This is a genomic window from Nocardia sp. NPDC051756, assembly GCF_040681495.1.
GTDB lineage: Bacteria > Actinomycetota > Actinomycetes > Mycobacteriales > Mycobacteriaceae > Nocardia.
Window position 1 is genome coordinate 752,096 of sequence record NZ_JBFAYV010000001.1, and the last position, 14,249, is coordinate 766,344.

The window sequence follows — 14,249 nt, forward strand, 5'->3', positions numbered from 1 at the left end:
GTCGTGATTGAAGAAGCGCTCTTCGACGCCGAGGAGAAGATGGAAAAGGCTGTCACGGTAGCGAAGGACGATCTCGCGGGCATCCGCACCGGACGCGCCAACCCGGGGATGTTCACTCGGATCGTCGTGGACTACTACGGCTCGCTCACCCCCATCACCCAGATGTCCAGCATCACGGTGCCGGAGCCGCGCATGGTCGTGATCAAGCCGTACGAGCAGGCGCAGCTCGGCGCGATCGAAACCGCGATCCGCAACTCCGATCTCGGCGTCAACCCCACCAACAACGGTGACATCATTCGCATTTCGGTGCCGCAGCTGACCGAGGAGCGTCGCCGCGAGCTGGCCAAGCAGGCCAAGGGCAAGGGGGAGGACGCCAAGGTGTCGATCCGCAATGTCCGCCGCAAAGCCATGGACGAACTGTCGCGCATCCAGAAGGATGGCGAGGCGGGTGAGGACGAGGTCGGGCGTGCCGAGAAGGACCTCGACAAGACCACCGCCAGGTACGTCGGCCAGATCGACGAACTGGTCAAACACAAAGAAGCTGAACTGCTCGAGGTCTGACGCTGACGGCGGCGCGCCGCCGATCGACGCAGCAGGCCCGCCCGGGCGGGGGACGAACGGAACGACGAGTTGAGCGACGGGACAATCGTGGCCGAGAACGCCGCCGCGACCGGTGCGGCTGAGGAGCCGAGGCCGGTGAACGGCACAGCTGATGCGAGGCAAGAGCACGTGCCCGATGCGGGAGCATCGGGTTACGAGCCTTTAGCCTCGGCTGCGGCGTCCGTGCACGACGCTCCGGCCGCCGATGGTGCCGCGTGGGCGTCCGCCGCGACCGAGCAGGCGGTTCCGGCCGTCTCAGCCGCCGAGCACGATCCGGAGGCGCACGGTCCCAACGCAGTGCTCGCCGCGACCCCGCCGGCCGGTTCGCGCGCGGGGCGGAACCTGCCCGCGGCGCTCGCCGTCGGCTTCGGGCTCGGGCTGTCGCTGATCGCGATTCTGCTGTTCGTGCCGAAGGTGTTCATCGGTGTCGTCGGCGTCGCGGTGGGCGTCGCCACCTGGGAGGTCGCCAAGCGGCTGCGCGAGGCCGACGTTCTGGTGCCGCGGATTCCGCTCATCGTCGGTGGTCAGGCCGTGTTCTGGCTCGGCTGGCCGTACGGCGCCAGCGGTGTCGCCGGGGCCTTCGCCGCGACCGCGCTGACCTGCATGGTGTGGCGGCTGTTCGATCATGGACTGCAAACCGCGCCGCGAAACTTCCTGCGCGACACCGCCATTGCCATCTTCACCCTGGCCTGGATCCCGCTGCTCGCCTCGTTCGCGACGCTGCTGCTGCTCGAACCCGACGGCAACCTGCGGGTGCTGACCTTCATGATCCTGGTCGTCTGCTCCGACGTCGGCGGCTACGTCGCCGGGGTGCTGTTCGGCAGGCATCCGATGGTGCCGTCGATCAGCCCGAAGAAATCCTGGGAGGGTTTCGGCGGCTCGCTAGTCTTCAGCGTCATCGGCGGCCTGCTCACCGTCACCCTGCTGCTCGACGCCAACTCGATGATCGGCGTCGTCCTCGGCGTCGGCCTCGTCCTCGTCGCCACCTGCGGCGACCTGATCGAATCCCAGATCAAGCGCGAACTCGGCATCAAGGACATGGGCACCCTGCTCCCCGGCCACGGCGGCATCATGGACCGCCTCGACTCCATGCTCCCCTCCGCCTTCGTCTCCTGGCTGGTCCTCTCCACCCTCCTCTGACCAGGCACTATAAATATTTGCCGGACAGCTGGCAAAAATTTATACTCGCCACATGGCCCAGTTCCGACTGTCGCACGCCGAGGTAGCGGTGCTGTCGTATCTGCTCGGCAGTCCCGCGCCGCAACGCCAGGTCCATATCGCCGCGGCCACCGGCGTCACCCAGGCCCGGGTCTCGCAGATCATGGCGATCGCGGATACCCGCGGCTGGACCGAGCGCTGCGCCGAGGGCTGGCGGGTGCTGCGTCCCCGCGCGGTCTTCGATCACCTCGTCACCGCTCGCCCGCCCAGGGTGACCACGGTGGAGGCCTGGTACAGCCTGGACAACGGCCCGAGGCAGATCGAACTCGCACTGGAACGGGCCGCCGCCCAGCGGGTTTCACTTCACGTATGCGGTGACTGGGCGGCCGACCGAATCGCTCCGTGGCGAATTCCGGAGATCGTCGTGCTGCACGCCGACGCGCGTTTGGAGTTGGATGAGGCCGGTTTCGTCCCGGTCGACACGGATCCATCCGATGCGAGCCTGGTGGTAACTATCGGCAAATCCCCACCCGGCTGGCGCCTCGACGCGGCGCTGGCCGCCGCGATGGGCGGACTCCAGGCCCAGGTGTGGCCGCTGGCACCGGTCATCGAGGTGGCCAGGCACATGCTCATCGGCAATAAACCCGACGCCGCCGAGGCCGTCGCCGAGCTCGAAGAACGCTTCCTCAGCGCCCGCGCCGAGCTCGAGCGCGCCGCGTGAAAGACCTTGCGGTCTACAGCGGTTCGCGGGCCGAGGATGGCGCGTATCGAGCCCTGGCCGATGCCGCGCTCGTCTCGCGGGCGCTGGAGTCGTGGACGGTGGTCGGTGGGCACATGGTCAACCTGCACGTCCTGCGCAGTGGGGTTTCGATCCCGCTGCGTGCCACCCGGGATGCCGACCTCGCGGTCGAGCTGGTCGCCATTCGCGACGGTGTCCTGTTGGACAGCTTGCGCGAGCTGGGCTACGACAATCCGCGATCCGGAAATCGTTTCGAGCGATCGGTCGCCGGAACCGCCGCGACGATCGACTTGCTGGCTCCTTCGTGCACCAATCGGCACGTGCCCGACCTCGACGCCGGGCCGATCGCCGTCGACGGAATTCCCGCGCTGCACGTCGCGCTGGCCAGGGACCCGGTATGGATCGGCCTCGATGCCACGCTGACCGACGGCACTCAGCTTGCCGCTCGGATCGCGATCCCCGACATACCGACTGCCATCTGCATCAAGGTGTTCGCCTACGGGCAGCGACTAGCGCCGCGCGATGCGGAAGATATCGCCCGGCTGTTGGAGTGCGGCTACGCGGAACAGTCCGAATGGCCGAGCGGCACTACCTTCACCGAAGCACTCGGGCTGCTGCGCAAGCACTTCGATCAGCCGGGACGCGCACTGCGCAATTGGAACGGAAACCCAGCCCGGATTCGTGCGCTCGTCCGGGCTCTCCGCGCCTGACGGTCGTCGGTCGCCAGGCGCGGTGACCTACTTCTTGGCGGCTCGGCGCAGTTGGAGGATGCGGACTCCGCCGACCAGGGCCATCACCAGCGCGCCGCCGATTACCGACAGCAGGACGGCGACGCCGAGGGGCAGCGAGAAGTGCCAGAAGAACAGGCCGACCTGAACCTGGTCGAGGTTCTGCAGGATGAAGACCAGCAGCACGATCAGGATCAGTGCGCCCGCGATCAGCCCGATCCAGGTGTTGCCGGTCCGGGAGGACAGCGACTGGCGATGCTTGGCGGCGGGGACGGCAGGCGGGGCGGTGGTGGCGGGCGGGGTGGTCGCCGGGGGAGCCTTGGTCATCGGCTCGTCCGGGAAGGCCGGATCGGGATCCGACAGGTGGTCAGCATTGGTGGACATATCCCGATCATTGCCCACTGCTATGACAGTTACACGTATTTCCTTGCAACGAACTGGTCATGTCGAGGCCCGGGCGTACGGGCGGGTGTGCGGCACATTCGCCCAGATGGGAGAATGGAGGAACTATGACCGTCTCCCTGCCCCTCGTTTTCGATGCTCCGCGCCGTGGCATGCCGCCTCGGCACCTCGCCGACCTCGACGCCGAGGGCAGGCGGGCAGCCATCGAGGAGCTGGGACTGCCCAAGTTCCGCGCCGACCAGATCGCCCGCCAGTACTACGGCAGGCTGCAAGCCGACCCGGAACAGATGACGGACCTGCCCGCGCCGGTGCGCGAAAAGATCGGCGAGGCGCTGTTCCCGCCGCTCATGTCCGTGGTCAAGCACGTCGCCTGCGATGCGGGCGAGACGCGAAAGACGTTGTGGCGTGCGGGTGATGGCACCCTGCTGGAGAGCGTGCTCATGCGCTACCCCGACCGCGCCACCCTCTGCATCTCCAGCCAGGCCGGCTGCGGCATGGCGTGTCCGTTCTGCGCGACCGGACAGGGCGGATTGAACCGCAACCTGTCCACCGCCGAAATCGTCGACCAGGTCCGCGCCGCGGCCGCCGCGATGCGTGACGGTGAGGTCGCCGGCGGCCCCGGCCGCCTGTCCAACATCGTCTTCATGGGCATGGGCGAACCCCTGGCCAACTACAAGCGGGTGGTCGCCGCGGTCCGCCGCATCACCTCCCCGTCGCCGGACGGTTTCGGCATCTCCCAGCGCAATGTGGTCGTCTCCACCGTCGGCCTGGCCCCCGCGATCCGCAAACTGGCCGACGAAGACCTCTCCGTCACCCTCGCCGTCTCCCTGCACACCCCCGACGACGAACTCCGCGACACCTTGGTCCCGGTCAACAACCGCTGGCCGATCGCCGAGGTCCTCGACGCCGCCCGCTACTACGCCGACAAGTCCGGTCGCCGAGTCTCGATCGAGTACGCGCTGATCCGCGACATCAACGACCAGCCCTGGCGCGCGGACATGCTCGGCCAGAAACTGCACAAGGCGCTGGGTTCCCGCGTGCACGTCAACGTGATCCCGCTGAACCCGACCCCCGGCAGCAAATGGGACGCGAGCCCGAAACCCGTTGAGGCCGAATTCGTTCGCCGCGTCAACGCCCAAGGCGTCCCGTGCACAGTCCGCGACACCCGCGGCCAAGAAATCGCCGCCGCCTGCGGACAATTGGCAGCCGAAGGGTAGTTCCTGGTTCGGGTTTAGCCGGGCGACGATCAGACCGATGATGGGCGCTGATCCGCGATACCGATGATCATCCCGTGGCGTGGAACAGTTTCTGCTGCAGCCGGATTCATTATGCGTCGCCTGCGGTCGCGTGGAGCTCGCTGGAATCGAACAGGGTTGTCCAGAACTCGTGTTGCACGGCATTCCACAGGTCTTGATGCTGCGGCAGCTTCTCCCGCGCGTCGGCGAGATCCAGCGAGGATGTGTCGCTATCGAAGACGATCGTTCCGGGCTGGGCCAACGGCAGCGGCTTGTCCGGCCATTCGACCGCAGGGCCAGGGTCGCTGAACAGCGTTATCCGCAGAATCCACGGGCGTCGCCGAACCAGCTGCCATTCAGCGGCTTTGCGGCCATCGGCCGTTGTGGTCGTGCGCAGCCCTCTGCGTCTCATTGCGATTCTCCTCGGCGGCAGCGCACCCGCGGATCGACATCGGTCTCCGGGGCAGGAGGCGATTCAGCCGCCTGTTCGTCGAGACGATCCATGCCGTGTCCTTCTGTGGTGCAACAGCGTTCGGCTGCTCACGCTGCATGCCCCGAACGGGGCGATTTGGGCGATCACAGTGTTTCAGACCCGGCGCGCAGATGCAACGGCACCTGCGTCTGCACCTGCGAACGCACGTACATTCGCACGTGCGTTGGCGTGTACATTGTTTGGTGAGCGGCGTTAACCAGAAAGTCGAGAGTGTCATGTCGGAGAGAACTGCGGCGCACGAGCTACCTTCGAGCGAAATCGTCTGGCGGAAGAGCTCATACAGTGGTCCGCACGGCAATTGTGTTGAGGTGGCGCAGCTTTCGGCAGATCGGATCGGATTGCGCAATTCGCGGCACCCACGAGGAGCGGTGCTGACGTTTGGCCGCACGGAGTTCGATGCGTTCGTCGGGGCGATCAAGAACGGCTGTTTCGATGGCCTGATGCGGTAAAGTATTTCGTTGGTGTGGCTACTGGGACGTGGCTCCCCACGCACATCGGCGGCGATACAACATCGGAGACGACTTGATGGCAGTCAGGCCGGAACATGCAAATCCTGCGGTAGCGGAACTCTCAGCCGCAAGGGGCCCAACGGTTTTGCGAATCGCGCTCGGCGGCCAACTGCGCAAGCTTCGTGAAGAACGCAATATCAGTCGGCGCGTCGCCGGTGAAGCGTTGCGGGCGTCCGAAACCAAGATCACGCGTATGGAGCTGGGGCAGACCGGGTTCAAAGAACGCGACATGGCGGACTTGCTCACGTTGTACGGCGTGCTCGACCTGGACGAGCGTGAGCGTTTTCTGGACCTGGCCCAGCAGGCGAACCAGCCCGGCTGGTGGCACCGCTACAGTGATGTGCTCCCCTCCTGGTTCGAGACCTACGTTGGCCTGGAGCAGGCCGCCCAGCGGATCCGGATCTACGAAACCCATTACATCCCAGGCCTTTTCCAGACCGCTGATTACGCCCGATACATCTTCGGTCTCGACTCGGCGCAGGAAGCGCAGCGCCTGGTCGACATGCGGATGCGACGGCAGCGGATCTTGACTCGCGAACCGGACGCACCGTCGGTGTGGGCGGTCGTCGATGAGCATGTGCTGCGCAGGCAGCCTCCGGAGCCTCGAATTGCCCGCGATCAGCTGGAGCATCTCCTCGAGCTGATCGAGCGGCCGAACATCACGCTGCAGGTCTTGCCGGAGACGGCTGGTCCGACTCCGGCCGAAGGCGGCTCGTTCAGCATGCTTCGCTTCCCCGAATCGGAGCTGCCCGACATCGTCTACCTCGAACAGCTCACCGGCGCACTCTATCTGGACAAGAGCTCGGATCTGCAGCACTATCGGCAGCTGATGGATGTCCTGAGTGCGGTCTATGCCCGACCACCGGAAGAGACGCCCGCCGTGCTGAACAAACTCCTCGACGCCCTGCCGTAACGCCGGCGTCGATGCGCGGTGGCGCCCCGGATAACGCTGCCGGAGTCAGGGTTTGCGAGCGATTGCGCCGATCATGAGGCGTTCGGCGATGGTCAGCTTGTCGCGGACGATGCGGTCCGGGCGCCACTGAGGCAGGTAAACCAATCCAGGGTCAACCATCTCGAGGCCGGCGAACAACGCGGCAACTTCGTCGTGCGTGCGGAAACGGCCGGTGCCGAGGAAGGTGAGAAACGTCTTTTCGAGCTCGCGGGCCTCGGGACCCGAATCGCAGAAATGGGTCAGGAACAGGTAGCTTCCCGACGGCACCGCACTCATGTACGCGTCGACGATGCCCTTTGGGTCCTCGTCGTCGTGCAGGTGATGCAGCATGCCCACCAGCATCACCGCCACCGGTTCGGTGAAGTCGATCAGTTTCCGGACGCGGGGCGAACCCAGCACCGCCTCCGAGTCGCGCAGATCAGCCGTTTCCACGTTGGTGAGTCCATTGGTGGCCAACAGAGCTCGCCCGTGCGCCAACACGATCGGGTCGATGTCGACATAGACCACCCGTGCGTGCGGGTCGACGCTCTGGGCGACCTGGTGAGTGTTCTCCATTGTCGGCAATCCCGCACCGAGATCCAGGAACTGCCGGATCCCGGCCTCGCCGGTCAGGTACCGCACACCGCGGCCGAGGATTGCCCGGTTGTACCAAGCGAGTTCGCCGATCTGGGGCATGGTCTCCCGAAGTCGATCAGCCACTTGTTGATCAACATCGTAGTTGTCCTTGCCGCCCAACACTGCGTCGTAGGCCCGCGCGATGCTGGGCCTGCCCAGGTCGATCCCTTCCGGCACTTCGGGATTGGCCACAACTTACCTCTCTCGACGTATTGCCCAGCGGTTCGCGATCGAGCACCACAGCTGGTGGTCCACAACCGATCATGCTGCTGCTCAACAACATTAGCAAGGGATTGGATGCCCGCCGCGAGCTTTTCGGAGGCTGACGTTACGTCTGATCCCATGCACGGTGCGCGCGGTCGGGAGATTGCGGCCGTTGGTACCTGAGAACCCGTGATTTGCCTGCCGGCGCTGCCAACGGAGAGGGGAGTGCGATGCGTCAGCGCACAAGCCGGAAGAACGCCCGAATATGGCGTGGGATTCATGACCTTCGGCCCGACTGGTGAGAACGTGCAGGACCATACAAGAGTGGTCGCTTGGTTGGTGGACAGGGTTCGGTGGCCGTGGAATGCTGTCGCGATCGCGGGGGACGCGACGGGAACCGAGGGGGATTTGACGTGGATAGCTTTGTGGCGCCACCGGCAGCGCCGAGTACCGAAACCGCAGTGGCTGCTCCTCGGCAATGTGCGGGGGTGGCGGTCCCGTCTGCGAGTGGGCCGTCCGGTGATCATCGACCGGCACTGCGCGACGAGCAGTCTCGGCGGTCCGGAAGATCAGGTCCGCGTCGCCTGCTGCGTGCTGGGCACATCGGGTCGCCCTCGATCGGCGAACCGGACAGCGAGGTAAGGGAATTCGCTCACGGAGCGTTACGAATCGCCCTCGAGGTACTCGATCACCGCCGACCGATCGCCCACCTCGACGCCATAGCAGAACCGCCGGTGGTCTCGGCGATCCGCACCTTGGTCGCGGGCGGTTTCGTGCCCGGCCGCGCATTAGGCACCGCAGTACTGACCCGGGTCAACGTGGTGATGGTCAACAGTGACGCCGCGGAACTGTGCGCCGCGTACGACCGAGGCCACCGCCATTTCGCCCTCGCCGCACACATTGCCCGTACGCGCGCCGATCACTGGCGCATGACCGCCCTCCGAGTGCTGTGACCGCATTTCACAATTCATGGAACCGCAGTCCGGTCGCCGTCTCGATGCTCCCGCTTAGAACAGGTTCATTCGCAACTGGATTGAGTGGCTCGGCGCTTAGTGTGCTCGCATGGGGTCGCGAGCTGAGATCGTAGTCATCGACGCAGGGACACAACGGAAGTTCTATACCCACTGGGGTGCTCGAGCGCTACACCTGGATCTTTTGCCGGGAGTGCAGAGCGCACTGCGGTTCGCTACCGCGCAGGAAGAGGTCGAGAACTGGATTTACGACCTCGAAGCGGCGGCAGTGATCGATGTCGACAACCGAATGTTGTTGTGGCACTCCAGCGCGTGTAAGGAAGACGCGATTCGCTGCGCTGTCTTCGAGACGATGCGGGAAACCTGGCCGAATTGGTCTATCCAATGGGCAGAATTCCAAGAACGGGACCTGATCGACTATTGCACCGGTCGTTGGCCGCAATGCATTGTCACGGTCGTTGCCCCCGACAAGCCCCGGTTGTACACGCCCGCTATCGATTTGGTGCATTTACTGGAGCAGGGACCTGCGCTGGTCGACGTCATCGCCGGTTGGAAGCGGGCCGACCGCTTGCCCACCATGCCGCCGTACGGCCTCCATCTCGACCCCGCGCAGAAGTGTGGTGCCTGGTGGGCATTCGACAACAATTCCAGTGTCCTGGATGCGATCGCCGAGCACTGGCGCGATTGGCGCTGGGAAAACTGGAACAACCGGATGGCCAAGGTACTGACCAAGACCGACCCTGGTCCACCCGCAGACGTGATGAAGGCGTTCCAGTCCCTCTCCGAAAGTTTCGAGCAGCACCAGCTGCTCGACGCGGGCACCGAAGCCTCGGCAGCCTTGCTGAACATGACGGACTGGCTCCAAGGTCTCACCCGCTCGGCCGGCCAAGCATTGACCACCATCGAAGACAACGCCTTCACCCACCGCCCGATCGAACTCACACCAACCGAGCTGAACGACACCCGCGAAGCGATCGCCAGAGCCGCACTCCGCTCAGCGCCCTGAAGGCAGAATCACTGAAGATCGCGCCGAAAGGTACAACAAGAAATCCATGGTCGCGTTTTTAGTGTATAAACTAAGCTATGGGGATGCGAAGTAGCCTTTTCGTCCACGAAAGCGCCTTATGAACTGGCCACCGCATCGCATCGAGGAACGCGCCTGGATCCCGCGCCAACGGCAGGGATCCAGGGCTGACCGCACCCTCGACCGCATTGAAGTCGCGATTCCACCTCACATCGGCGACCTCGAGTACGATCCAGCCGGGCCGGTGGCTCGCGCGCACGAAGCGGCCGTGATCGCGATCGCGCGTCTCGAGGCCGGATTCGGCGAACATCTGGCTCCGCTGGCCGATTTTCTGCTGCGCAGCGAATCGGTCGCCTCGTCGAAGATCGAACATATTGACGCAGGGTGGCGTGCGTTCGGAAAAGCAGTCGCCGGCGGGAAAGCCAGCGTTGAGGCGCAGTCGCAGCTGGCAGCGGTCAAGGTGCTGATCGCCATGGTCGATGCCGCGGGGACCGGGCTCATCACGATTGACGATCTTCTGGCAGCACACCGTCTGTTGATGGCTCCCGACTTTTACGCCGCGCGCGAGTCAGGTCAGCTGCGTGAGGTTCAGAACTGGATTGGTGGCAGCGACTACACGCCTGTCGGCGCGGCTTACATTCCGCCGCCTCCTGAACTGGTCGCCGAGCTCATGGATGACCTGCTCGTCTTCGTGAATCGCACCGATCTACCGATCCTGGCGCAGGCCGCGATTGCCCACGCGCAGTTCGAGTCTATCCATCCGTTCACCGACGGCAACGGCCGCGTGGGGCGCGCGTTGATAAGTGCCGTCCTGCGTCGCCGCGACCTCACCCGTCGGGTGACTATCCCGTTGGCCTCAGCCATGCTGGCTGACACCAGCCGATACTTCGCCCACCTCAATGCCTATCGTGATGGGCAGGTGGACACGTTCGTCGAATACGTGGGTGTGGGTGCGCTGCATGCCAGCGAGGCAGCGCAAGAATCCGCGCGTGCACTGGCAGCACTACCCGCGCGCTGGCGCGAACTTGCCCGCCCTCGCGCGAACTCCACGGACGAGACCCTGCTCGCCGCGCTGCTCGATACGCCAATCTTCAACGCGGACACCGCACAACGGATAGTCGGCACCACCGATGCGAGCACGTATCGTGCTCTGGCCAGACTCACCGACGCGGGGGTCCTCGAGGTTTTGTCGGAGAGCAAACGGAACCGTATTTGGGCCGCTGTAGACGTTTTGGCCGAGCTGGACGCGCTCAGCGCAGCCATCGGCAAGCGCACGACCGAACATCTTTAGTCGATACGGTAAGCGTTGATGGACTTCATCAATGGGTGTTGGACTTCAGACGAGTGCCTATGGGGGTTGATCCGTCCCGGAACTGATGACGGATCCGCCCGCGTCGGTGCGTGAAAAGATCGGCGAGGCGTTGTTCCCGCCGCTCATGTCGGTGGTCAAGCATGTCGCCTGCGATGCGTGACGGTGAGGTCGCCCCCGACGACGAACTCCGCGACACCTTGGTCCCGGTCAACAACCGCTGGCCGATCGCCGAGGTCCTCGACGCCGCCCGCTACTACGCCGACAAGTCCGGTCGCCGAGTCTCGATCGAGTACGCGCTGATCCGCGACATCAACGACCAGCCCTGGCGCGCGGACATGCTCGGCCAGAAACTGCACAAGGCGCTGGGTTCCCGCGTGCACGTCAACGTGATCCCGCTGAACCCGACCCCCGGCAGCAAATGGGACGCGAGCCCGAAACCCGTTGAGGCCGAATTCGTTCGCCGCGTCAACGCCCAAGGCGTCCTGTGCACAGTCCGCGACACCCGCGGCCAAGAAATCGCTGCGGCCTGCGGACAATTGGCAGCTGAGGGCTAGCTTATCGATTTCAGGAAATGCTGGCGCCCACTGCGATGACATTGTCCCTCGAGGTACTCGATCACCGCCGGCCAATCGCTCACCTCGACGCCATGGCAGATCCGTCGGTGGTCTCGGCGGTACGCACCTTGGTCGGGGGGTGGATTCATGCCCGGTCGTGCGTTAGGCACCGCGGTACTGACCCGAGTCGACGTTGTGATGGTCAACAGTGGTGCTGCGGGCTGTGCGCCGCTTTCGGCCGAGGGCGCCGTCATTTCGCGCTTGCCGCGCCCATTGCCCGCACTCGCGCTGATCGCTGGTGCATGACTGCTCTCCGAGTGCTGTGACCGCAATTCGGCATACATCGAATGGTCTCTGTGTGCCGTCCGCTACGCCAAAGTCCTGCCGCCGCTCGCTCCGCTGCAACGCAGGCCACCACCGGCTGGGCAGCCGGATAGCCTCTCGCGAATCGCCCTGATCGGCCGGGACGAAGCATCGGCAGCGCTGTCGAGCATTACGAACGGCTCTACGATCCCGCAGCACCACAAAACAGGGCTTGACGACTATCGACGACGACGCCTTCACCCGCCGCCCGAGCGACCTCTCATCAACCGAGTCGAACGACACGCGCGAAGCCATCGCCGCAGCGGCGCTTCGTCCGCAGCCCTGATCCCGGTATCGCGGATCGGCCGAAACTCCTTGAGCGCGAATCTATTCGGTTGAGGGCGTCTGGAGTATCCGGCGCCAATCGGTGAAACGACCGCGCATAGCGGTGATGTGCTCGGCTGGGATGTCGTATTCGGCGAATGCGTCGTCGGTGATCTGGTTGAGCGCGCCCAATGCGTCGGCGAACATGTGCGGGTCGAACCCGTCGTCGGAATTCTTAGCGAGGTCAAGCAGCCGGTTGCGGCTGTAGCGGTCGCTGGTTATAGCAGCGTCGACGTCGAGGAAATCTCGCGGAAGTGCTCGCCCGTAGAGTGCGCACATCTTGTTCGCGACGGCATCGTCGGGGTGGAGGACTGGTCCGATATCGAGCAGGACAGGAGGATGCGCTCGCCAGTCTGCCGACAGCTCCAGTTTGTCCGCGGTGGCGTTTGGCTCGGTGGAGGAGGAGACCAGTAGGCGTGCGAAGGTGTCACCGCTCATCGTGGTGGCGACCACATATCCGTGTTGTTCGAGGGCGGTGATGACGGCCTTGACGGCTCCGGGGAAATCTGCGCGGCGGTGCCAGTCGGTGAACAGGTCGACATCGCCACTAGGCCGGTTACCCATACCGTGGGCGCGGATGGCATAGCCGCCAGCGAGGGCGAATCCTTGGTCGCCGGCTGCTGCGAGTGCGATTTCTGCGAGCTTGCGATGGCGGGCTTCCACTGGGTGCCTACGCCGAAGCAGACCGGCTGAGCTGCGCGAGTTCGGGGAACCGGCCTTCCCAGGCACGCTTGATCTGCAGAGGAAGCCACATGTAGGACCAGAGCCGTTTGAGAACTGCTTCGTTGAGGTAGGAGTTCAGGTCAGTTGGGCTGGCGGCTTCGTTGATCACGGTGCGGTAGAGGTCGACGATTCGGCCTGGCCGGTCCAGGTCGTACTCGGCATGGCCGGACCAGTCGAGATGCGTCGGGAGGTTGACGATGCCACTGGTTGGACCTGTGAGCAGGTGCAGGTCCTCGGGCACAGCGACAGGCTTGTGGTATCTCGGCTGATCGCGTGTCGGTTCCGGCATCTTCCCTCCCCTATTCGACGTGTTGCTCGCCTGGTCAGCTTACCGTTGGCGTCTGACGGAAGTAGGTAGCAATGCGCCAACCTTGATTGTCGACAAGAGAGCTTGTCTTCGTGGTCCGATGTGACCAGTGGCGCCCGCGCTTAACCGGCCAGCGCTCCGCCGAGGAAGATTCCGCCGATGATGATCGCGGGGACACCGAAGACGATGGTGCCGACGATTGCGCCGAGGGCGGCTCCGGGGATGGCGGTGACGATGCAGCCGCCGAGGAAGCCGGGGATGGTGAGGGCGCCGAAGGTGGGGATGGTGGCGGCACCGCCGACCAGCAGGCCGCCGAGCAAGCAACCGAGGGAGGCGCCGACGAGGGTGCCGATGATCGTGCCCAGTGCGGTGCCGATGCCGACGATGGTGGAGAAGGTGGACAGGGCCGCGCCGAAGGCGGGGGACATCGGGTCCAGGGCGACGTCGTTCAGCTGGTCGGTGGTGCCCGGCGCCGGCGTCGCGCTCGCGGGGTCCACGCTCGGCGTCAGGGTCGCGGTGTTGCCGTCGATTCGGGCGGCGATCGGCCAACGCTGGTTGTCCCGGTAGTAGCCGAGTGGGAACGCGGCCATCAGGTTGCCGCTGTCGTCGCGGATCTCGAGCTTGTCGTCGGCGGTGTCGAGCGAGCCCGAGTCGGTGGACAGGACCATCGAGCCGCCGAGGGCCTGCGCGGTGTAGTGCAGGCCGGCCGGCTCTGGGTCGGCCTGTGCCGTGCTCAGCGAACCCGCCACGATCGCTGCCGTCAACACTGACACGGCAACGAATTTCGTCGAAACATTCATGCGCACACTGCCTTCGATTCGGCCTGCTGGCACGGCGGCACCGCGCATCAGAACGGGTTTTCGGACATGTCGCGGGACATCCTGGACGCCTCGCGGTCCCGCTGACGATAGCTATCCCGCATGAAGATATGCATCAAAGGTAAGTCGGCGAGTCGCGTCAAACAAGGCTAGCTGTGTGTTAGCTGTGGCACATGAGGGCTGTTGAGCGGGCTAAGCGAGGTTGGCCGACTCGTCCT

General features: G+C 64.8%; 17 protein-coding genes and 1 pseudogene. 12 read left to right on the forward strand and 6 right to left on the reverse strand.

What is annotated here, in order from left to right:
- The first annotated feature begins 3 nt into the window (after window positions 1-3).
- The 4 genes from frr (at window position 4) to AB0M22_RS03655 (ending at window position 3,207) form a co-directional block, all read left to right on the forward strand.
- Complete coding sequence (gene frr, locus AB0M22_RS03640; RefSeq protein ID WP_150405675.1) at window positions 4-561, forward strand: ribosome recycling factor; 558 nt, start codon at window positions 4-6, stop codon at window positions 559-561.
- Between the two features lie 336 nt (window positions 562-897).
- Window positions 898-1,740 carry a phosphatidate cytidylyltransferase gene (locus AB0M22_RS03645; protein WP_364721640.1) on the forward strand — a complete coding sequence of 281 codons (843 nt, stop codon included), beginning with the start codon at window positions 898-900 and terminating at the stop codon, window positions 1,738-1,740.
- 52 nt (window positions 1,741-1,792) lie between these two features.
- Window positions 1,793-2,479 (forward strand): hypothetical protein, encoded by a 687-nt coding sequence (locus tag AB0M22_RS03650; RefSeq protein WP_364720578.1) that lies wholly within the window; start codon window positions 1,793-1,795, stop codon window positions 2,477-2,479.
- Window positions 2,476-3,207, forward strand: a complete 732-nt coding sequence (locus tag AB0M22_RS03655) for a hypothetical protein (RefSeq protein WP_364720580.1) — start codon at window positions 2,476-2,478, stop codon at window positions 3,205-3,207. Before AB0M22_RS03650 ends, AB0M22_RS03655 begins: the two co-directional genes overlap by 4 nt.
- Before the next feature lie 27 nt (window positions 3,208-3,234).
- Here AB0M22_RS03655 and AB0M22_RS03660 read toward each other — a convergent pair whose 3' ends face one another.
- A complete protein-coding gene (locus tag AB0M22_RS03660; protein ID WP_364720583.1) occupies window positions 3,235-3,609 on the reverse strand; it encodes a lipopolysaccharide assembly protein LapA domain-containing protein in 375 nt (124 codons plus the stop codon).
- Between the two features lie 125 nt (window positions 3,610-3,734).
- Between AB0M22_RS03660 and rlmN the strand changes: the two genes are divergently transcribed.
- Window positions 3,735-4,844 (forward strand): 23S rRNA (adenine(2503)-C(2))-methyltransferase RlmN, encoded by a 1,110-nt coding sequence (gene rlmN / locus AB0M22_RS03665; RefSeq protein WP_357378409.1) that lies wholly within the window; start codon window positions 3,735-3,737, stop codon window positions 4,842-4,844.
- A 109-nt stretch (window positions 4,845-4,953) separates the two neighbouring features.
- Here the strand turns inward: rlmN and AB0M22_RS03670 are convergent, their stop codons facing one another.
- Window positions 4,954-5,274, reverse strand: a complete 321-nt coding sequence (locus AB0M22_RS03670) for a hypothetical protein (RefSeq protein ID WP_364720586.1) — start codon at window positions 5,272-5,274, stop codon at window positions 4,954-4,956.
- A gap of 296 nt (window positions 5,275-5,570) precedes the next feature.
- Between AB0M22_RS03670 and AB0M22_RS03675 the strand changes: the two genes are divergently transcribed.
- Both AB0M22_RS03675 and AB0M22_RS03680 read left to right on the forward strand, forming a co-directional pair.
- Complete coding sequence (locus AB0M22_RS03675; RefSeq protein WP_364721642.1) at window positions 5,571-5,804, forward strand: DUF397 domain-containing protein; 234 nt, start codon at window positions 5,571-5,573, stop codon at window positions 5,802-5,804.
- Window positions 5,805-5,880: 76 nt separating this feature from the next.
- On the forward strand, window positions 5,881-6,777 hold the full coding sequence (locus AB0M22_RS03680; RefSeq protein WP_364720588.1) for a helix-turn-helix transcriptional regulator: 897 nt from the start codon (window positions 5,881-5,883) through the stop codon (window positions 6,775-6,777).
- A gap of 45 nt (window positions 6,778-6,822) precedes the next feature.
- On the opposite strand, the gene AB0M22_RS03685 is transcribed toward AB0M22_RS03680, so the two are convergent.
- Window positions 6,823-7,623, reverse strand: a complete 801-nt coding sequence (locus tag AB0M22_RS03685; RefSeq protein WP_364720590.1) for an SAM-dependent methyltransferase — start codon at window positions 7,621-7,623, stop codon at window positions 6,823-6,825.
- Between the two features lie 500 nt (window positions 7,624-8,123).
- Here AB0M22_RS03685 and AB0M22_RS03690 point away from each other — a divergent pair, with 500 nt between their 5' ends.
- The 5 genes and pseudogenes from AB0M22_RS03690 (at window position 8,124) to AB0M22_RS03710 (ending at window position 11,822) form a co-directional block, all read left to right on the forward strand.
- Entirely contained in the window at window positions 8,124-8,588 is a 465-nt protein-coding gene (locus tag AB0M22_RS03690) for an Rv3235 family protein (protein WP_364720593.1), read from the forward strand.
- Window positions 8,589-8,874: 286 nt separating this feature from the next.
- Entirely contained in the window at window positions 8,875-9,612 is a 738-nt protein-coding gene (locus tag AB0M22_RS03695) for a hypothetical protein (RefSeq protein ID WP_364720596.1), read from the forward strand.
- A gap of 118 nt (window positions 9,613-9,730) precedes the next feature.
- On the forward strand, window positions 9,731-10,921 hold the full coding sequence (locus tag AB0M22_RS03700) for a Fic family protein (RefSeq protein WP_364720599.1): 1,191 nt from the start codon (window positions 9,731-9,733) through the stop codon (window positions 10,919-10,921).
- Window positions 10,922-11,055: 134 nt separating this feature from the next.
- Window positions 11,056-11,496: pseudogene (locus tag AB0M22_RS03705) on the forward strand (hypothetical protein); the annotation flags it as partial.
- Window positions 11,497-11,531: 35 nt separating this feature from the next.
- A complete protein-coding gene (locus AB0M22_RS03710) occupies window positions 11,532-11,822 on the forward strand; it encodes an Rv3235 family protein (RefSeq protein ID WP_364721644.1) in 291 nt (96 codons plus the stop codon).
- A gap of 364 nt (window positions 11,823-12,186) precedes the next feature.
- Here the strand turns inward: AB0M22_RS03710 and AB0M22_RS03715 are convergent, their stop codons facing one another.
- The 3 genes from AB0M22_RS03715 to AB0M22_RS03725 all read right to left on the reverse strand — a co-directional run bounded on the left by AB0M22_RS03715 (window position 12,187) and on the right by AB0M22_RS03725 (window position 13,986).
- Window positions 12,187-12,846 (reverse strand): nucleotidyl transferase AbiEii/AbiGii toxin family protein, encoded by a 660-nt coding sequence (locus AB0M22_RS03715; RefSeq protein ID WP_364720601.1) that lies wholly within the window; start codon window positions 12,844-12,846, stop codon window positions 12,187-12,189.
- 7 nt (window positions 12,847-12,853) lie between these two features.
- Window positions 12,854-13,147 (reverse strand): hypothetical protein, encoded by a 294-nt coding sequence (locus AB0M22_RS03720; protein WP_364720603.1) that lies wholly within the window; start codon window positions 13,145-13,147, stop codon window positions 12,854-12,856.
- Window positions 13,148-13,335: 188 nt separating this feature from the next.
- Window positions 13,336-13,986 (reverse strand): hypothetical protein, encoded by a 651-nt coding sequence (locus tag AB0M22_RS03725; RefSeq protein ID WP_364720605.1) that lies wholly within the window; start codon window positions 13,984-13,986, stop codon window positions 13,336-13,338.
- Window positions 13,987-14,249 lie beyond the last annotated feature (263 nt).

Bases quoted from the DNA above. Each gene is read 5' to 3' on its own strand.
- AB0M22_RS03675 (WP_364721642.1), top strand. From the start codon at position 5,571: ATGTCGGAGAGAACTGCGGCGCACGAGCTACCTTCGAGCGAAATCGTC.
- rlmN (WP_357378409.1), top strand. From the start codon at position 3,735: ATGACCGTCTCCCTGCCCCTCGTTTTCGATGCTCCGCGCCGTGGCATG.
- AB0M22_RS03700 (WP_364720599.1), top strand. From the start codon at position 9,731: ATGAACTGGCCACCGCATCGCATCGAGGAACGCGCCTGGATCCCGCGC.
- AB0M22_RS03710 (WP_364721644.1), top strand. From the start codon at position 11,532: ATGACATTGTCCCTCGAGGTACTCGATCACCGCCGGCCAATCGCTCAC.
- AB0M22_RS03680 (WP_364720588.1), top strand. From the start codon at position 5,881: ATGGCAGTCAGGCCGGAACATGCAAATCCTGCGGTAGCGGAACTCTCA.
- AB0M22_RS03660 (WP_364720583.1), bottom strand. From the start codon at position 3,609: ATGTCCACCAATGCTGACCACCTGTCGGATCCCGATCCGGCCTTCCCG.
- AB0M22_RS03670 (WP_364720586.1), bottom strand. From the start codon at position 5,274: ATGAGACGCAGAGGGCTGCGCACGACCACAACGGCCGATGGCCGCAAA.
- AB0M22_RS03650 (WP_364720578.1), top strand. From the start codon at position 1,793: ATGGCCCAGTTCCGACTGTCGCACGCCGAGGTAGCGGTGCTGTCGTAT.